The organism is Mycobacterium sp. NTMscope_MAC_269 (assembly GCF_976985695.1).
On sequence record NZ_OZ335668.1, the window covers coordinates 672210 to 688883 of the forward strand.

Below are 16674 nucleotides of genomic sequence, written 5' to 3' on the forward strand. Positions count from 1 at the left end.
GCGCTAGCGTCTGGGCATGCGACACGTGCACGCGTTCGGCGACGACGCCCTCGGCGATCTCGACGCGGTCGGCCTCGCCGAGGCCATCCGATCCGGATGGGTCGGCAGGGCCGAGGCGGTGGAGGCGGCGATCGCCCGCACCGAAGCCGTCGACCCGCCCCTGAACGGGTTGGCGTACGCGGGTTTTCGGCAAGCGCGGGCGGCCACCGAGCGTGACGGCTACTTCGCCGGCGTCCCGACGTTCATCAAGGACAACGTCGACGTGGCGGGCCAGCCCACGATGCACGGCACCGACGCGTGGACGCGCCGGGACGCCGTCGCCGACAGCGTGTTCACCCAGCTGTACCTGGCCACCGGGTTGACCTCGTTGGGCAAGACGCAGTTGTCGGAATTCGGTTTCAGCGCCTCGGCCGAACACCCGCGGCTGGGTCCGGTCCGCAACCCGTGGGACACCGAATACAGCGCCGGCGCTTCGTCATCGGGGTCGGGTGCGTTCGTCGCCGCCGGTGTGGTGCCGATCGCGCACGCCAACGATGGTGGCGGCTCGATCCGCATCCCGGCCTCCTGCAACGGGCTCGTCGGCCTCAAACCGTCGCGCAACCGGTTGCCCCTGGACGCGACGCTGCGCCGGATGCCGGTCGGCGTCGTCGTCAACGGTGTCCTGACCCGTTCGGTGCGCGACACCGCGGCGTTCTACCGGGAGGCCGAGCGGATCTGGCGCAACCCCAAGCTGGCCCCGGTCGGGGATGTCACCGGGCCCGGCCGGCAGCGGTTGCGAATCGCCGTGCTGACCCGCTCGATACAGCGCGAGTGCAGCCCCGCGCTGCGAGAGCTGACGCTGAAATCCGCGGGCCTGCTCGAGGAACTCGGCCACCGCGTCGAACACGTCGACCAACCGCCGGTCGCGGCCAGTTTCGTCGACGATTTCGTGCTGTATTGGGGATTTTTGGCGCTGGCCCAGGTGCGCAGCGGACGACACATGTTCGGCGAGACGTTCGACCGCGCCAAGCTGGACTGCCTGACACTGGGCCTGGAGCGCCACACCAGCCGCCACCTGCACCGGCTCCCGCTGGCGATCATGCGCCTGCGGGGGGCGCGGCGGCGCACCGCGCGCTTCTTCGGCACCTATGACGCGGTACTCACGCCGACCCTGGCCGACGAGACGCCCCGCATCGGAGTGCTGGCGCCGACCGATTATCAGCAGGTCATCACCAGGCTGATCGAATGGGTGTCGTTCACCCCGTTGCACAACGTCACCGGTGACCCGGCGATCTCGCTCCCCTTGGCGCAGTCCGCCCACGGCATGCCGGTGGGCATGATGCTGTCGGCCGCCGTGGGCCAGGAGTCGCTGCTGCTCGAGCTGGCCTACGAGCTCGAAGAGGCGCGGCCGTGGCCGCGCATCCAGGCCGCCGGGTGATCAGGGCCGCTCGTCGGATCCGAGTTTTTCGAGCATCCTTTTGAATTCGCGCTGCTGCGTGTCGGTGAGCTTGCTCAGGATCCGGGCGTCGGCGCCGCGCACCGCCGCTTCGGCGCGCTTGAGCAGGGCACGGCCCTGGCCGGTCAGGTTCGCCGGAAGCGCACGTCCGGACGACACTGACGAGGGTCGCGCCACCGCCCCGACGTTTTCCAGCTTGCGCAGCACGGTGTTCATCGCCTGCGGTGTGACGCCCGCGTGGCGGGACAGCTCGGCGCTCGACATGCCCGGGTACATCGAAAGGATGCGCAGGCAAACGAATTCGGGCAGGGCCAGGTCCAACGGACTCAACACAGCGGACACCTCCGGCCGCAGCACCGTCGCCACCCGGTAGAGCAGGTATCCAAGCGGGGCATCGTCCGAAATCATGTCAACCATGTTGACATACTTTCGCCGACCCGACGCGCACATGCCCCGACCCGCGATTGCCCGGCCCGCAACGGGGTAACCGGACGGCTGGTGGCACGTTTTTCACACCGCCTGCGGCGCACGAGGAGGTTCGATGCCGAAGACGACGAAGGGTGGAGCGCCCAAAAAGAGCGAACTGCCCAGCACTTTGCGGCGCTCCAACGCCAAAGCCCAACGCACGTTCGCGAAATCTCACGACGCGGCCGCACAGGAGTACGGCAGCGAGGAACGGGCCCACCGGGTGGCTTACGCCGCCGTCAAGCACAGTTTCGAAAAGGTAGGCGACCACTGGGAACCCAAGGAGCAGAAGGGGCCGTCCGATGAGCGCGCCGAGCGCGGCGGGCTACAACCGACCGGCGAGTCCGCCGAGGGCGTCGACGCCAACGCGAGCAAGAAGCATCTGCTCGACGTGGCCCGCCGGCTCGACGTTGCCGGCCGATCGACGATGAACAAGGCGGAGTTGGTCGACGCGATCAAGAAGCACAATCGCCGGGTTCGCGGCCGCTGACCGGACGTGAGGTCGACGCGCTGCCGTGCGCCGCGAAACCCGCAGTGAGGGCGATTATTGCGCAGCCGATTGGGTACGGCGTTGCGTGTGTCATTGTCCTCGGGAATGGTCGGGATGCACTATCGATATCCCGACCACTATGAAGTGGAACGCGAGAAGATCCGCGAGTACGCGGTGGCCGTCAAAAACGAAGATTCGGTGTTCTTCGAGGAGAAGGCCGCCGCCGAACTCGACTACGGCAGCCTGCCGGCGCCCCTGACCTTCACCTCGGTGTTCGGCTACAAAGCCCAATTGGCGTTCTTCGAGGCCGCCGACATCGCGATTCACGATGCGCAGATCGTCCAGGTGGATCAGGTACTTCAGTTCCTGAAGCCGATCAAGGCCGGCGACCGGCTCTACTGCGACATCTACGTGGAGTCGGTGCGCCAAGCGCACGGCGCCGACATCATCGTCACCAAGAGCGTCGTCACCGACGGCAGCGGCGACCTGGTGCAGAAGACCTACACCACGCTCGCCGGCCGCACCGGTGAGGAAGGGCAAGAGGGCTTCTCGGGCGGCGCGGATTGAGGGGGCCGCGGTCGCCTTCGTCGACCGTTTGTGCGCCGATTCGGCGGGGTAGTCAGCCGCAATGGCCGGTCTGCCGGGGCGACTGTGGCACAGGGTGCTGTCCTCGCCCGTCCTCACGCTCAACGGCTACGTCGCCTTCGATCTGCCGCGCGCCGTAACCGGGTTGGGCACTTCTCTGCTCATGGGCCTGGTGGCGGCGCATGTCTACCTGGTGGCAACCCGGCCCGATTTGCCACTGTATTTCTGGGTGTATGTGGCCGTGCTGATCGCCGCCTGCCTGGGTGTGGCCGCCGCAATGGCGTTTGCCGTCAAACCCCGTGTGCCGCAAGCGGGCTGGTACGCGGGAAGCCTGGTGTGCGCGGCGTTCCTGGTGGTCTACCTGGGGAGCCGGTTCGTCAGCCTGCCGGGCCTGGTGGCGGTGACCGGTCGGTGGGACCTGGCGCCGGGAACGTTTGCCATGGCGTTCGCCGGGGGCTTCATCGCCGTGCACACCACGGTCCTTTCCGGCATCAACGTGGCCTATCCGCAACGACAGAACTGGCGCGACTGAACGGTGACGACATGACAGTGCTCGACTATCCGGCGTGGCTGCGCATCGACCACTGGCTCAATGTCCTCTTCTTGACGCTGGTGCTCCGCAGCGGCATCGAGATCTTGTCCACGCACCCGAAGTTGTACTGGCACGACGACAGCAAGCCGGGCAGCGAGTGGGCGCGCTTCACGGTCAAGCAAATGCCGGTCAACAAGCTCTACGACACCCTCGACGAGGAGGAGGACTACAACTCGCTGTTCTCGTTGCCCGGCCACAAGAAACTGGGCATGGGCCGGCACTGGCACTTCTTCTCGGTGATCGGCTGGATCCTCGTCGGGCTCTCGTATTACATCCTGCTGTTCGCCACGGGGCAGTGGCACCGGTACTGGCCGGCGTCGTGGTCGATCTTCGGTGAGGCGTGGAACGACATCGTCGCCTATATGACTTTCAACCTGCCGCCGCTGCTGCCGGGCGAACCGCTGGACGCCATCCAGAAGCTGACCTACGCCGGGGTGGTCTTCGTGCTGGCGCCGTTCCAGATCTTGACGGGCGCCGCCCAGTCACCGGCCATCGAGGCCGCCTTTCCCTGGTATGTGCGCATGTGGGGCGGCCGGCAATGGGCGCGCAGCCTGCACTTCGTCGGCCTGATCGCGTTTGTGGTGTTCATCGTCATCCACCTGTCGATGATCTTCTTCTGGAGTTGGGGCCAGCTCACCGCGTCGATGATCTTCGGTTCCGTGCGCAACACCGGTTGGGCCACAGCGCTGTCGCTGGTGATCATCGCGGCGATCGTCGCCGTGCACGTCGCGGCAACGGTGTGGAGTCTGCGCCGGCCCGTTCAGGTGCGCCGCGTTCTCGGGGCCGTGATCACCGGCGTCCGCAAAATCCTGCTGCGGCCGCTGAATTCGAAGCAGGACTACCCCGAGAAGAAGACCTCCAAGGAGCACCGGGTCAACGGCAAGCCGCCGACGAGCGCCGAGTACAAGGTGATGGCGGTGCACAACTTCGTCGATTGGCGCGTACGGGTGGGTGGCCTGGTGGAAAACCCGGTGACGCTGGACCTCGACGCGCTGCGCTGCCTGGCCGACCAGGAATCGCAACGCGTGATGCACAACTGCGTGCAGGGCTGGACCAGCATCGGCCAGTGGAGCGGTGTTCCGCTGGCCCAACTCGCCGAACATGTGCGTCCGCTCCCGCAGGCCAAATACATCTGCTTTCTGACCATGCAGGACACCGGCCGCGACGAGCCCAGCGCCGAAGGTGAGGGCCAGTTCTACGAGGTGATCGATCTCGAACTCGCCTACAAGCCACAGACGTTGCTCGCCTACGAGATGAACGGAAAGCCGCTGCCCATCAAGCACGGGGCGCCCTTGCGGCTCCGGGTGGAGACTCAGGTCGGCTTCAAGATGGCGAAGTGGATCAACCAGATCGAGTTCATCGACGACTACTCCGGCATCGGCCACGGCCTGGGCGGGTGGCGCGAGGACAACGTCCACTACGACAAGGACGTGGAGATCTGACATGACTCGCGCCCGCGACGATGCAGAGCGCAGCGATGAGGAGGAGTGGCTCAGATGACCGACGTGAAACAAAACGGCGTGCGGCCCGAGCTGATCGACCTGCAAAGCGTTGAGCGCGAACGGGTTTCAGAGCTGGTGGCCGTCAAAGGCGGGCACTGTGCCGGCTGCGGGGCCAAGGAACTCGCCGTCGGGCACGCGCTGTATCTCGGGTTTTTGTTCCTCGACGAGGATGACGACGCCTTCATGGTGGCGTTGACGTGCCGCAATGACGACTGTCCCGCGCCGCGCACCGGAATCGTGTTGTCGGCCAACGAGTTCCTGTCCGACTACCGGGAGATCTCCGATGTCGAGGACATCGCGAGCCGGGCTAGGGCGCGCCAGGCTAGCGCAACGTGGGGTGGCTCGGGGTATCCGTGAACCGTGGCCGGGCGAGGTCGAACCTCTCGATCAAATCGGACACGGATCGCAGGTCGTCGCACAGGGATTGGAATCGGCGCTCGTGCGGCTCGTCGAGCGCGCCCAGGCAGCTGTAGTGCACCAAACGGCGGAGCCTCCCGGCGAGCGCTGCCCCCCAACGGATTCCGAAGTCATAGGCCCGCCCTGCCGGAACGTCACCGTGGCGCGCAAGCTCTTTGAGCGCCGCGACCAGTTCGGCGAGCAGTTCGAGGTCGTCGTCGACGCCGATCGGCTCGGGTTTCTGCGCTGTGGTGCTCATCTGCGTCCCCTCACAGGTGCGGCTTCGCCACGCTGATCACGTAGGGCTGGCCGCGCAGGGTCAGATACACCCTTTTGGGGCCGATCGCCAAGCCGGACAGCGGCGCCGAAGCGACGTGACCCGACGGCAATCCCGTCCGGTAGTCGATCGTGCGGATCACCCGGATGGTCCCGTTCGGGAATCCGGTGAAGCTCGCGGTTTCCAGCACCGTCACGTCGCGGTCTGTCGCCGCGTAGATGCGCGTGTCATCGGTGCCCAGATAGCGGATCGGCGACGAGAGTCGCGTCCGGGCCAATACTTCCAACCCTTCCTCGCCGCGGCGCGAGTCGATGGCCTCGAGCGTGCTGTCGTCGTAAGCGGCGACGTAGCTGCGCTCCGCCGAAACGCCGTCTCCCGCCGCCGCACCGACCGCCATGCTCAACGAGCCTTGCTCCTCGGGCGGCGACGAAGGTCCTTCGTAGTAACGGATTCCCGATCGTCCATAGAGGTGGTAGTCGATCTCGCGGCCGCGGTTGGCGCCGATGATGCGATCCGCGGGCTCTCCGGTGACCCTGGCCGTCGGCAGCTTGCGGAACCCGTACTGGTCCACCGGCGTCACCGACGAACCGTCCGCGGCCAGCGCCAGTAGCACCCGCATGCCTGCATCTTCGGCGAGATAGGAGGGTGCTGGGCCGGCGTCGAAGTCGGCGACGGGCCGCAGGGTCGCGATGTCGACGATGGCGACTTTGCCGCGCTGCGGCTGCGGCACGAAGACGTGCCGGTCGTCCTTCTGGCTGATCTGCAGGTTGCGCCCGGACCCCAGCGGCGCCGACGTCCGGCTGTGGGCGGTGCCCGGTTTGGAGTAGGCGATCGCGGCCAGCCGGTGATCGTCGGTGAGCGCCAGCAGCTCGTTGTCGTGATACGACCACACCGGGTCATGCAAGGTGGCGTCGACGGCCGCCACAGTGACCGCCGGGGCGCTTTCCAGGGAGGATCCGGGCGCCGAACATCCTGCCACCGCCATGATTCCGGCGGCCGCAGCGGCACAGCACCGCCCCAACCTTCGCCCCTGACCGCTCCCGATGGCCACGATCGGTGCCAACCTTTCCCGTCTGCCCGTCCGGGCTGTACCCCGGCGGGCGCCTCGTTACACCTGCGCGATGATGCGAAAGCTTCCGCCGCCTACAAAATCGGCCGACCGCCCGTGACGGCCACCCGCGCCCCGGAGATGTAGCTCGCGTCGTCGGAGGCCAGCAGCACGTAGATCGCGGCGAGTTCGGCGGGCTGGCCGGCGCGCCCCAGCGGCACGTTGTCGCCGAAGGACTCCACGCTGTCCGGCGGCATCGTCGACGGGATCAGCGGTGTCCATATCGGGCCGGGGGCGACGCTGTTGACCCGAATTCCCTTCTCGCCCAACAACTGGGCGAGACTGGCGGAGAAGTTGGCGATCGCCGCCTTGGTCGCGGCGTAGGGCGCCAGGGTCGGATTGGGGCTATCGGAGTTGACCGATGAGCTGCCGATGATCGACGAGCCGGCGTTCATGAACGGCAGGGCCGCCTTGGCGAGGTAGAAGTACGCGCCCACGTTGAGCCGGAAGGTGTAGTCCCACTCCTCGTCGCTGATCTCGTCGAGGCTCTTGTGCATCATCTGATACGCGGCGTTGTTGACCAGGATGTCCACGCCACCCAATTCCTGCACCGCCCGGTCCACGACGGCGCGGCAGTGGGCGGCATCGGAGAGATCGCCGGGCATCAGCACGCATCTGCGCCCGGCATTGGTGACGTAGCGGGCCACCTCGCGTGCGTCGTCGTCCTCGTTGAGATAGGCGATCAGCACGTCGGCGCCCTCGCGCGCGAAGGCGATCGCCACGGCGCGGCCGATGCCGCTGTCGCCGCCGGTGATGATCGCCTTTTTGCCGAGGAGTTTTCCCGAACCCTGGTAAGAGTTTTCACCACAATCGGGAATTGGATCCATCTCGGCCTGCACGCCCGGGACGGATTGTTGTTGCGCGGTAAAACCCATGTGATTTCCTTTGCCTTGCTCGAAACTTCGCGGTGCCATTCTCAAGCTGTATGGGCAAACGCCCGTCCCGCTTCCCGCGTTTACGATTCGCGACGGGACGGCCCGGCGGTCGGGACATCCGGGTCATCGTCGGCCGGCGGCTCCGGGTCGCGCCACTCCTCGCTACGGCTGGATCGATTGCCGCGAACCGTGCCTTCCAATTCGTGCTTGAGCTCATCGTCTTCCCGTGAGCTGTGCTTGGCGTTGCCACGTTGCACCCGGATCGCCCCCTTCGCGAATATCTCGGCCGCGGTTCCCGCTTTGGGCCGGGAACACCGTCGCGCACCGATTACCCGGCGGCGCACGGCTTAATCGGGAACGCACCTGTTAGTGGTGATGCAGATGTTATCCACTGTTACCAAAGTTGTTGTCCGCGAATTCCGCCGCATTTCACCAGCTAACGGGCCGACTATTGGCGTCCTGGGAAGGGTAGATGTTTAAAGCCCTACCCGGATGGCTATTTCGCTGCCTATATCTGCATGCCCTTGACGGGGGGCGATTGTGCGTCACGAAAGGAATGGACAATGAAGGTCACCAAGACGGCCGTTAAGACAGTTGCCGCCGCCGGAATTGCGGCCGCGAGCGTTTTCGCCGCGGCACCGGCTTTGGCTTCGCCGCCACCCAATATTCAGGGATTCGGCACCAGTGAACAGCTCGTCGACGGCGCCCTGATCACCAATTACACCGTGAGCAACCTGCAGCCGAGCAATGTCAGCATCCCGGGCTACACACCCAAGGGCACGCTGTACCAGGCGGACATCAGCGCTCGGTCGGAGGCCGGCCTCGTCACCCCGATGGTCAACGACTTCATCGCCCGCGGGCCCAACGGTCAGAACTACCGGGTGATCGACAAGGTCGGGACGCCGAACGGGCTGAGTCCCGCCCCGATCCCGCAGGGCAGTGAGTCGACCGGCACGCTGTACTTTGACGTGACCGGCGCACCCCCCAACGGCGTCGTCTACAACGACGGGATGCAAGACATTCTGATCTGGACGTCGAACATGGAGGGCGGCTCCGCGCCCGGGACGATGAACAGCCCGGCACCCGGCGCGCCGAACAGCCCGGCACCCGGCGCCCCGCCGGCGCCCGCGCCCAGCGCCTGATCACCTGATCGGCCGTAAAAACTCCCCGCACCCCACACGGTGCGGGGAGTTTTTCTCATCTGGCGAATCGCGGGTGCCCGAACCGGGTACCCGAACGTTCATGAGTAACCCGGACCACAGGCCGGCGGGCGTGCGCAAACAAGCGCGGCGCAACGCCGAACAAACGCGCGCGGCGATGGAAGAGCGGCGCAGCGGACAGGGCGGCGGGCTGAGCGGCTGGGTCGCCGAGCGCGCCGGCCGTTGGGATCTCTCCGGCCAGGACGAGGCCACCCTGCAGCGACAGAAGTATCTGTGGAATGTGCTGGTGGACTACTGGTTTCGGATGGAGATCGACGGCTGGGAGAACATTCCGGAATCGCCGCCGGCGCTGCTGGTCGGGATCCACTCCGGAGCGCCGTTCGTCTGGGATGCCTGGACGGTCGGTCTGCAATGGTGGCGACGGTTCGGGCAGGACCGCACGCTGCACGGCACCGCCCATGACGCGTTGATGGCAATCCCGTTGTTCGGGCGCTATTTCCGGTCGATGGGGGTGCTCCCGGCCGCCCCGGACGCGATCGCCACCGCCTTGGCCGAGGGGCGTGACGTCGCGCTGTGGCCCGGTGGGGAAGTGGACTCGCTGCGCCCGTGGACCGAGCGCGATCGCGCCAACCTCGCGGGGCGGACGGGCTTCGTCAAGATGGCGATCCGGGCCGGGGTGCCGATCGTGCCCATCGCCACCGTCGGCGGGGCCGATGCCATGCCCGTGCTGATCCGCGGCGATCGGCTGTCGAAGGCGTTGCAACTAGACCGTTTGCTGCGGCTCAAGGTGTTCCCGCTCGCGATCTCGCTGCCGTGGGGTATCGCGCCGGCGGCGCTGCCCCAACTGCCGCTGCCGGCCAAGATCAGGACGCGCTTCATGCCCGCCGTGGAACTCGACCACGATCCCGCGCGTGTAGACGACCAGGAATACATCGACCGCAAATACCACGAGGTGCAGGATTCCATCCAGGAAGGTATGGATGCCCTTGCCCGCAAACGCGCGTTCCCGTTCTTCGGATAAGGACTGTCAAATCGGTTGCGGCCGCGTGCATTAGGTGGTTAGTGCAGGATTTGAGACGACCCACTCCGGTTGCGGGGGTGTCGCCGCCCGGTAACCGACGCCGCGGACGGTGCCGACCATGAATTCGTGGCGGGTTCCGAGCTTGGCGCGCAATCGCCGAATGTGAACGTCGACGGTACGGGCCCGGGTGCTGGTGTCATAACCGCACGATTCCTGCATCAGCCGGGTGCGCGTGAATGCCTGACCGGCATGCAGCACAAGAAAATTCAACAATTTGAACTCGGTCAGTGTCAGAGCCAGGTCGTGGCCGTCCAGCGACGCGGTGAAGCTGGCCGGGTGAAGGAGAAGGTCGCCGAATTTCAGTGTGCCGTCGACCGTTCCGCGGCGGCGGCCGACCGCCAGCCGCAACCGGGCCCGCAGTTCGTCGGCGCCGGTGCCGGGCAGCATCACGTCGTCGAAGTTGCAATCGACGTCGACCGCGGCGCAATCTTCCGGCGCGACCAAGGCCACCACCGCCGTCGCGGGATTGGCAGCCGCGAGTCGGTGGCTAACCGCCTGAGCCGCAGCCATGTTGCTGCGCGCGTCGATGATCGCCACGTCGGCAGTGGCGCAATGACCGTCGGGGTGCGCGGTCAGCGCCGCCCGCACCGGGAGCGCGAACGTGGCCAAATCCGGTAAGGCCGACTCGAAATCAGCCTCGTCGGTGAGCACCACGATGTCCATCGACATGTTCAACGACATCTCCAACTTTCGTGAGGTCCCTGCGTTCCCCCCGGACCGTAGGCACCTCGCGCGAGATGTCTGGCAGCGATAGGCCTGTGTACCCGCTCGGCAGAAAACTATGCAAAGCTATGCAAACTCAGGCCGCTGAGCCTGCAGAAAGTCGATGGGCCCGGCCCATTTTCATGGACCGGACCCATCTTTCCCAGCAGGCTTACTGGTTGGACTTCTGGCGCTTCTCGGCCGCCTCGGCGCCGCCGCGTGCGGCTTCAGCCTCGGCTTCCTTCTTCGCCGCGTCGCGCTGCGCTTCGGCCTTGTCTTGCTGCGCCTGACCCTCACGGGTGAGGTCATCGCGACCGGCCACCGCGCCTACGGCCTCCTTGGCCTTACCCTTGACGTCCTCGACGACGCCCTTCACCGCTTCAGCGGGTCCCGACTTGTTTTCTTCCGCCATGGATCCGTTCCTCCTCGTTGGCGTACTGTGAGCGATCCACGCTCAACGATCGCGAGCGATCGATCCGGTCATACGGCGAATCCGGCCCTCGTTGCTCAAGACCGCATATGTCACCGCGTTGTAGCGGGTTCCCCTGCCGTCGGCGGCTCAAACGCCGCGTTCGCCGCCGAGGTAATCCGGTACCGGCAGACTCGAAAATCGCTCCCGCGCGCCAACTGTGCGCATAATGCACCCCACCGGCGCCGCATTGTGCTGCGATGAGGCAGGATGTGAAATGCCGTTCCGGATGAGATCGCCCGGGATGGCACTCTCATGCGAGGAGTCTGATGACGGAGTCCAGGGAGCCCCACGTCGCCGGCCCGGCGGCTCCGAGGCAGGAGCCGACGAATGGACTGGCTTTCGGCCAGCCTGTGAGCCGGGCCAGGTATTCGCGAGTGCTACTCAAGCTTGGCGGCGAAATGTTCGGCGGCGGCCAGGTCGGCTTGGATCCCGACGTCGTGGCACTGGTGGCACAGCAGATCGCCGAGGTGGTCCGCGGCGGCGTGCAAGTCGCCGTCGTAATCGGTGGCGGCAACTTCTTCCGGGGCGCACAGCTGCAGCAGCGCGGCATGGAACGCACCCGCTCGGACTACATGGGCATGCTGGGCACCGTCATGAACAGCCTCGCGCTGCAAGACTTCTTGGAGAAGGAGGGCATCGCCACCCGCGTCCAGACCGCGATCACGATGGGCCAGGTCGCCGAGCCCTACCTGCCCTTGCGTGCCGTGCGTCACCTGGAGAAGGGGCGGGTGGTGATCTTCGGCGCCGGCATGGGATTGCCGTACTTCTCCACCGACACCACCGCCGCGCAGCGGGCTTTGGAGATCGGCGCCGAGGTGGTGCTGATGGCCAAGGCCGTCGACGGCGTCTTCTCCGCGGATCCGCGGCAGTACCCCGAGGCCGAATTGATCACCGCGATCAGTCATCGCGAGGTCATCGACCGCGGGCTACGAGTGGCCGATGCCACCGCATTCAGCCTGTGCATGGACAATGGCATGCCGATCCTGGTGTTCAACCTGCTGACAAATGGCAATATCGCCCGGGCGGTCGCGGGTGAGAAGATCGGGACTCTGGTCACCACCTGAGGAGGAGCGGCGCACATGATTCGCGCCGGCGACGATGCAGAACGTAGTGATGAGGAGGAGCGGCGCACATGATTCGCGCCGGCGACGATGCAGAACGTAGTGATGAGGAGGAGCGGCGCACATGATTGACGAGGCTCTCTTCGACGCGGAAGAGAAAATGGAGAAGGCCGTAGCGGTTGCCCGCGACGACCTGTCGACCATCCGGACCGGGCGCGCCAACCCGGGCATGTTCTCCCGGATTGTGATCGACTACTACGGCTCGGCCACCCCCATCACGCAGCTGGCCAGCATCAACGTCCCCGAGGCGCGCCTCGTGGTGATCAAGCCGTACGAGGCCAGCCAGGTGGGAGCGATCGAGACTGCGATCCGCAACTCCGATCTGGGTGTGAACCCCACCAACGACGGCACCCTGATCCGGGTGGCGGTCCCGCAGCTCACCGAGGAACGCCGCCGGGAGCTGGTCAAACAGGCCAAGAGCAAGGGGGAGGACGCCAAGGTCTCGGTGCGCAATATCCGTCGCAAGGCGATGGAGGAGCTGCACCGCATCCGCAAGGACGGCGAGGCCGGCGAGGACGAGGTCGGCCGGGCCGAAAAAGACCTGGACAAAACCACGCACCAGTACACCACCCAGATCGAAGAGTTGGTCAAGCACAAAGAAGGCGAGCTGCTGGAGGTCTAGCGACCGCTCGGCAGCTAAGTTGACTCAGGCCCGTGGCTAACCCAGATTCCGGCGCAGGCAACCCGCCCGACGAGCCGGCGTCCGCAGCCCAGCCGGAGCCGGCCTTCACGGCGACGCCGCAGCCGGCCAAGAAGACCTCGCGGGCCGGACGCGACCTGCGCGCCGCGATCGCGGTGGGCGCCGGCATCGGCGGCGCCCTGGTCGTCACGCTGGTGTTCGCCCCCCGCTTCTGGGTCCCGATCGTCGCGATGGCCATCCTGGTCGCCACCCATGAGGTGGTTCGACGGTTGCGTGAAGCCGGATTCGTCATCCCGGTCATCCCGTTGCTGGCCGGAGGCCAGCTCACCGTCTGGCTGACCTGGCCGTTCCATGCCGCCGGCGCGCTGGCCGGCTTCGGCGTCACCGTCGTGGCGTGCCTGTTCTGGCGATTGTTCATGCAGGACAACCGGACACCGCCCGAACCCGCGCCCGGGTCGGCGTCGGCCAATTACCTGCGCGACGCGTCGGCCACCATTTTTCTCGCCGCGTGGGTGCCGTTGTTCGCGTCCTTTGCCGCGTTGCTGGTGTATCCCGCGGACGGGGCGGGTCGGGTGTTCTGCCTGATGATCACGGTCGTCGCGTCCGACGTCGGCGGCTACGCCGTCGGCGTGTTGTTCGGCAAGCATCCGATGGTCCCGGCGATCAGCCCGAAGAAATCCTGGGAGGGCCTGGCCGGCTCGCTGGTCCTGGGCATCACCGCGGCGACCCTGACCGCGACGTTCCTGGCCGGAAAACCGCCGTGGGTGGGCGCACTGCTGGGGGTGGTGCTGGTGCTCACCTGCACGCTCGGCGATCTGGTGGAGTCACAGGTCAAGCGTGACCTCGGCATCAAGGACATGGGCCGACTGCTGCCCGGCCACGGCGGACTGATGGACCGGCTCGACGGCGTCCTGCCCTCTGCGGTCGCGGCCTGGACGGTGTTGACGCTCGTTCCGTAGGCCGGTCGCGGCATGACCGATACTGGACGGGTCATGGTCCAACAACTGGTGTTCTCCGAGCCGCGCCCCGGCAAGCCGCCGCGGCACCTGGCCGACCTCGACGCGGACGGCCGCGCGGCCGCCGTCGCCGAGCTCGGCCTGCCCGCTTTTCGCGCCAAGCAGTTGGCGCATCAGTACTACGGCCGGCTGATCGCCGACCCGCGGCAGATGACCGATCTGCCGGCCGGGCTGCGCGACGCGATCGCCGACACGATGTTCCCGATCCTGCTCACCGCGGCCTCCGAGGTGGCCTGTGATGCCGGCCAGACGCGAAAGACGTTGTGGCGGGCCCTCGATGGGGTCACCGTGGAGTCGGTGTTGATGCGCTACCCGCAGCGCAATACGGTGTGCATCTCGTCGCAGGCCGGCTGTGGCATGGCGTGTCCGTTCTGCGCGACGGGTCAGGGCGGCTTGAGCCGCAACCTGTCGACGGCCGAGATCCTCGAGCAGGTGCGTGCTGGCGCCGCGGCGCTGCGCGACGACTTCGGCGACCGGCTGTCCAACGTGGTGTTCATGGGCATGGGGGAGCCGTTGGCCAACTACGCCCGGGTGGTGGCCGCGGTGCGGCGCATCATCGCCGCGCCGCCCCACGGTTTCGGCATTTCGGCCCGGTCGGTGACGGTGTCGACGGTGGGCCTGGCGCCCGCGATCCGCAAACTCGCCGACGAAGGACTCGCGGTGACGCTGGCGCTGTCACTGCATGCGCCCGACGACGAACTGCGCGACACGCTGGTGCCGGTCAACAACCGATGGAAGATCGCCGAGGCGCTCGATGCCGCACGGTATTACGCCGACACCACCGGGCGGCGGGTGTCGGTGGAGTATGCGCTGATCCGTGACGTCAATGACCAGCCGTGGCGGGCGGATCTGCTGGGACAGCGACTGCACCGCGCGCTCGGGCCGTTGGTGCACGTGAACCTGATTCCGCTCAACCCGACGCCGGGCAGCGAGTGGGACGCGAGCCCGAAGGCGGTCGAGCGGGAATTCGTGCGGCGGGTCCGCGCCAAGGGGGTGTCGTGCACGGTGCGCGACACCCGAGGCCGGGAGATCAGCGCCGCGTGTGGTCAGCTCGCCTTCGAGAACGGGTAGCTGCCTGCTGTCAGCATCCAACGTCGACTAGTTTGTGGCGAAACCGGCGATTTCGTTCCACAAGTCGACGTTCGGCCGGATGCGCGGGCCGCCCGCAGCTAGCGGATCCAGCCGCGCCGGCGGCCCCACAGGTCGCGGATCAGGACGACGAGAACCAGCGCCGCGAAGCCGATCAGGAACCAGTCTTCGATGTGGCCGACGTGGTTGCCGCGCAGCATCGCCAGCAAGAACCCGAAGATGCAGAGGCCGACGATGTGCCAGGTCCGGTGATTGATCCGGCTCCAGCCCCATCGAGCCGACGGCACCTCGACGGAGTCGACGCCGGTGAAGTGTTCGACCTCGGTACTGGCCACGGCGAATCCCTTTCGGATCGGATCGGCTTGCTGAACCCAAATTCTGGCATAACCCCGCGCCGGGCCGGCGGGCGCGGCCGCATCGTGGCCCGCGTCGGTGCCGGGCGGCACAATGAATGGGTGACCAACCCGACGCCCGACGGGCAAACCCTGGGCCGCGTGCGCGTGCTGGTGCTGGGCAGCACCGGCTCGATCGGCACGCAGGCGCTGGACGTCATCGCAGCCAATCCGGACCGCTTCGAAGTGGTCGGCCTGGCCGCCGGCGGGGCGAACCTGGACACGCTGTTGCAGCAGCGCGCCGTCACCGGTGTGACCAACATCGCCGTCGCGGACGAACGCGCGGCGCAGCGGGCCGGCGGCATCCCGTTTTCCGGGCCCGACGCGGTGACCCGCCTGGTGCAGGAGACCGAGGCGGACGTCGTCCTCAACGCGCTGGTGGGTGCGCTGGGCCTGCGGCCCACGCTGGCCGCGCTGGAGTCGGGCGCCCGGCTGGCGCTGGCCAACAAGGAGTCGCTGATCGCCGGCGGTCCGCTGGTGCTCAGGGCCGCCAGGCCCGGCCAGATCGTGCCGGTCGACTCCGAACATTCCGCGCTGGCCCAGTGCCTGCGCGGTGGGGCCCCCGATGAAGTCGCCAAGCTGGTGCTGACCGCGTCGGGCGGCCCGTTCCGCGGCTGGACGGCCGCCCAGCTCGAGGGCGTCACCCCCGAGCAGGCGGGTGCCCACCCGACGTGGTCGATGGGCCCGATGAACACGCTGAACTCGGCCTCGCTGGTCAACAAAGGGCTGGAGCTCATCGAAACCCACCTGCTGTTCGGCCTGCCGTATGACCGCATCGACGTGGTCGTGCATCCCCAGTCGATTGTTCATTCGATGGTCACCTTCGTCGACGGCTCGACCATCGCGCAGGCCAGCCCGCCGGACATGAAGCTGCCGATTGCGCTGGCCCTGGGCTGGCCGCACCGGGTACCCGGGGCGGCCGCCTGCTGCGACTTCAGCACCGCATCTAGCTGGGAATTCGAGCCTCTGGACAACGACGTTTTCCCCGCCGTCGAGTTGGCTCGCCACGCCGGGCAGGCCGGGGGCTGCATGACCGCGGTCTACAACGCCGCCAACGAGGAGGCGGCGCAGGCGTTCCTCGCGGGCCGCATCGGATTTCCCGCCATCGTCAAAACCATCGCCGACGTGCTGCACGCCGCCGACCGATGGGCCGTTCCACCCGCTACCGTGGATGAGGTACTCGACGCGCAGCGCTGGGCACGGGAACGGGCGCAGCGTGTCGTCGCACAAGTGCAGCCCGCCAACTTGTCGGTCAAAGCCTCCGGAGCGGTGTGAG

General features: G+C 67.0%; 21 protein-coding genes. 13 read left to right on the forward strand and 8 right to left on the reverse strand.

Features of this window, described 5'->3' with window-relative positions; translation table 11 throughout:
* Positions 1–16 precede the first annotated feature (16 nt).
* Positions 17–1417 (forward strand): amidase, encoded by a 1401-nt coding sequence (locus tag ACZ50Z_RS03325; protein WP_464482260.1) that lies wholly within the window; start codon positions 17–19, stop codon positions 1415–1417.
* On the opposite strand, the gene ACZ50Z_RS03330 is transcribed toward ACZ50Z_RS03325, so the two are convergent.
* Positions 1418–1843 carry a MarR family winged helix-turn-helix transcriptional regulator gene (locus ACZ50Z_RS03330; RefSeq protein WP_464482261.1) on the reverse strand — a complete coding sequence of 142 codons (426 nt, stop codon included), beginning with the start codon at positions 1841–1843 and terminating at the stop codon, positions 1418–1420.
* A gap of 133 nt (positions 1844–1976) precedes the next feature.
* Between ACZ50Z_RS03330 and ACZ50Z_RS03335 the strand changes: the two genes are divergently transcribed.
* The 5 genes from ACZ50Z_RS03335 (at position 1977) to ACZ50Z_RS03355 (ending at position 5426) form a co-directional block, all read left to right on the forward strand.
* A complete protein-coding gene (locus tag ACZ50Z_RS03335; protein ID WP_464482262.1) occupies positions 1977–2390 on the forward strand; it encodes a ChaB family protein in 414 nt (137 codons plus the stop codon).
* Positions 2391–2477: 87 nt separating this feature from the next.
* Complete coding sequence (gene hadA, locus ACZ50Z_RS03340) at positions 2478–2957, forward strand: (3R)-hydroxyacyl-ACP dehydratase subunit HadA (protein WP_464482263.1); 480 nt, start codon at positions 2478–2480, stop codon at positions 2955–2957.
* Positions 2958–3018: 61 nt separating this feature from the next.
* Positions 3019–3507, forward strand: coding sequence for an oxidoreductase (locus ACZ50Z_RS03345; protein ID WP_464482264.1), 489 nt, complete (start codon positions 3019–3021; stop codon positions 3505–3507).
* A gap of 11 nt (positions 3508–3518) precedes the next feature.
* Entirely contained in the window at positions 3519–5009 is a 1491-nt protein-coding gene (locus ACZ50Z_RS03350) for a molybdopterin-dependent oxidoreductase (RefSeq protein WP_464482265.1), read from the forward strand.
* Positions 5010–5063: 54 nt separating this feature from the next.
* Entirely contained in the window at positions 5064–5426 is a 363-nt protein-coding gene (locus tag ACZ50Z_RS03355; protein WP_464482266.1) for a hypothetical protein, read from the forward strand.
* Here ACZ50Z_RS03355 and ACZ50Z_RS03360 read toward each other — a convergent pair.
* From ACZ50Z_RS03360 to ACZ50Z_RS03375, 4 genes are all read right to left on the reverse strand, one after another.
* Positions 5392–5724, reverse strand: coding sequence for a hypothetical protein (locus tag ACZ50Z_RS03360; protein ID WP_464482267.1), 333 nt, complete (start codon positions 5722–5724; stop codon positions 5392–5394). The genes ACZ50Z_RS03355 and ACZ50Z_RS03360 overlap by 35 nt on opposite strands.
* Before the next feature lie 10 nt (positions 5725–5734).
* Positions 5735–6805 carry a YncE family protein gene (locus ACZ50Z_RS03365; RefSeq protein WP_464482268.1) on the reverse strand — a complete coding sequence of 357 codons (1071 nt, stop codon included), beginning with the start codon at positions 6803–6805 and terminating at the stop codon, positions 5735–5737.
* 80 nt (positions 6806–6885) lie between these two features.
* On the reverse strand, positions 6886–7725 hold the full coding sequence (locus tag ACZ50Z_RS03370; protein ID WP_464482269.1) for an SDR family oxidoreductase: 840 nt from the start codon (positions 7723–7725) through the stop codon (positions 6886–6888).
* Positions 7726–7805: 80 nt separating this feature from the next.
* Positions 7806–7982: a hypothetical protein gene (locus ACZ50Z_RS03375; protein WP_464482270.1), complete on the reverse strand. Its 177-nt coding sequence runs from the start codon at positions 7980–7982 to the stop codon at positions 7806–7808.
* A 306-nt stretch (positions 7983–8288) separates the two neighbouring features.
* Here ACZ50Z_RS03375 and ACZ50Z_RS03380 point away from each other — a divergent pair, with 306 nt between their 5' ends.
* Positions 8289–8867: an MPT63 family protein gene (locus ACZ50Z_RS03380; protein WP_464482271.1), complete on the forward strand. Its 579-nt coding sequence runs from the start codon at positions 8289–8291 to the stop codon at positions 8865–8867.
* Between the two features lie 100 nt (positions 8868–8967).
* Positions 8968–9906, forward strand: coding sequence for a lysophospholipid acyltransferase family protein (locus ACZ50Z_RS03385; RefSeq protein ID WP_464482272.1), 939 nt, complete (start codon positions 8968–8970; stop codon positions 9904–9906).
* A 30-nt stretch (positions 9907–9936) separates the two neighbouring features.
* On the opposite strand, the gene ACZ50Z_RS03390 is transcribed toward ACZ50Z_RS03385, so the two are convergent.
* Together ACZ50Z_RS03390 and mbp1 are read right to left on the reverse strand one after the other, a co-directional pair.
* A complete protein-coding gene (locus ACZ50Z_RS03390; RefSeq protein WP_464486070.1) occupies positions 9937–10635 on the reverse strand; it encodes a winged helix-turn-helix domain-containing protein in 699 nt (232 codons plus the stop codon).
* 205 nt (positions 10636–10840) lie between these two features.
* Positions 10841–11080 carry a microaggregate-binding protein 1 gene (mbp1, locus tag ACZ50Z_RS03395; protein ID WP_464482273.1) on the reverse strand — a complete coding sequence of 80 codons (240 nt, stop codon included), beginning with the start codon at positions 11078–11080 and terminating at the stop codon, positions 10841–10843.
* Positions 11081–11406: 326 nt separating this feature from the next.
* Here mbp1 and pyrH point away from each other — a divergent pair, with 326 nt between their 5' ends.
* From pyrH to rlmN, 4 genes are all read left to right on the forward strand, one after another.
* On the forward strand, positions 11407–12204 hold the full coding sequence (gene pyrH / locus ACZ50Z_RS03400; RefSeq protein ID WP_464482274.1) for a UMP kinase: 798 nt from the start codon (positions 11407–11409) through the stop codon (positions 12202–12204).
* Between the two features lie 121 nt (positions 12205–12325).
* Positions 12326–12883 (forward strand): ribosome recycling factor, encoded by a 558-nt coding sequence (gene frr / locus ACZ50Z_RS03405; protein WP_225325563.1) that lies wholly within the window; start codon positions 12326–12328, stop codon positions 12881–12883.
* 32 nt (positions 12884–12915) lie between these two features.
* Positions 12916–13860, forward strand: a complete 945-nt coding sequence (locus tag ACZ50Z_RS03410; protein ID WP_464482275.1) for a phosphatidate cytidylyltransferase — start codon at positions 12916–12918, stop codon at positions 13858–13860.
* A gap of 33 nt (positions 13861–13893) precedes the next feature.
* Complete coding sequence (gene rlmN / locus ACZ50Z_RS03415; protein ID WP_464486071.1) at positions 13894–14988, forward strand: dual-specificity RNA methyltransferase RlmN; 1095 nt, start codon at positions 13894–13896, stop codon at positions 14986–14988.
* Positions 14989–15086: 98 nt separating this feature from the next.
* Here the strand turns inward: rlmN and ACZ50Z_RS03420 are convergent, their stop codons facing one another.
* Complete coding sequence (locus ACZ50Z_RS03420) at positions 15087–15341, reverse strand: DUF2631 domain-containing protein (protein ID WP_464482276.1); 255 nt, start codon at positions 15339–15341, stop codon at positions 15087–15089.
* A gap of 120 nt (positions 15342–15461) precedes the next feature.
* Here ACZ50Z_RS03420 and dxr point away from each other — a divergent pair, with 120 nt between their 5' ends.
* On the forward strand, positions 15462–16673 hold the full coding sequence (dxr, locus tag ACZ50Z_RS03425; protein ID WP_464482277.1) for a 1-deoxy-D-xylulose-5-phosphate reductoisomerase: 1212 nt from the start codon (positions 15462–15464) through the stop codon (positions 16671–16673).
* Position 16674: the final 1 nt, after the last annotated feature.

Bases quoted from the DNA above. Each gene is read 5' to 3' on its own strand.
- ACZ50Z_RS03325 (WP_464482260.1), top strand. From the start codon at position 17: ATGCGACACGTGCACGCGTTCGGCGACGACGCCCTCGGCGATCTCGAC.
- ACZ50Z_RS03330 (WP_464482261.1), bottom strand. From the start codon at position 1,843: ATGATTTCGGACGATGCCCCGCTTGGATACCTGCTCTACCGGGTGGCG.
- ACZ50Z_RS03335 (WP_464482262.1), top strand. From the start codon at position 1,977: ATGCCGAAGACGACGAAGGGTGGAGCGCCCAAAAAGAGCGAACTGCCC.
- ACZ50Z_RS03345 (WP_464482264.1), top strand. From the start codon at position 3,019: ATGGCCGGTCTGCCGGGGCGACTGTGGCACAGGGTGCTGTCCTCGCCC.
- ACZ50Z_RS03350 (WP_464482265.1), top strand. From the start codon at position 3,519: ATGACAGTGCTCGACTATCCGGCGTGGCTGCGCATCGACCACTGGCTC.
- ACZ50Z_RS03355 (WP_464482266.1), top strand. From the start codon at position 5,064: ATGACCGACGTGAAACAAAACGGCGTGCGGCCCGAGCTGATCGACCTG.
- ACZ50Z_RS03360 (WP_464482267.1), bottom strand. From the start codon at position 5,724: ATGAGCACCACAGCGCAGAAACCCGAGCCGATCGGCGTCGACGACGAC.
- ACZ50Z_RS03370 (WP_464482269.1), bottom strand. From the start codon at position 7,725: ATGGGTTTTACCGCGCAACAACAATCCGTCCCGGGCGTGCAGGCCGAG.
- ACZ50Z_RS03380 (WP_464482271.1), top strand. From the start codon at position 8,289: ATGAAGGTCACCAAGACGGCCGTTAAGACAGTTGCCGCCGCCGGAATT.
- ACZ50Z_RS03385 (WP_464482272.1), top strand. From the start codon at position 8,968: ATGAGTAACCCGGACCACAGGCCGGCGGGCGTGCGCAAACAAGCGCGG.
- ACZ50Z_RS03390 (WP_464486070.1), bottom strand. From the start codon at position 10,635: ATGTCGATGGACATCGTGGTGCTCACCGACGAGGCTGATTTCGAGTCG.
- mbp1 (WP_464482273.1), bottom strand. From the start codon at position 11,080: ATGGCGGAAGAAAACAAGTCGGGACCCGCTGAAGCGGTGAAGGGCGTC.
- pyrH (WP_464482274.1), top strand. From the start codon at position 11,407: ATGACGGAGTCCAGGGAGCCCCACGTCGCCGGCCCGGCGGCTCCGAGG.
- frr (WP_225325563.1), top strand. From the start codon at position 12,326: ATGATTGACGAGGCTCTCTTCGACGCGGAAGAGAAAATGGAGAAGGCC.
- rlmN (WP_464486071.1), top strand. From the start codon at position 13,894: ATGGTCCAACAACTGGTGTTCTCCGAGCCGCGCCCCGGCAAGCCGCCG.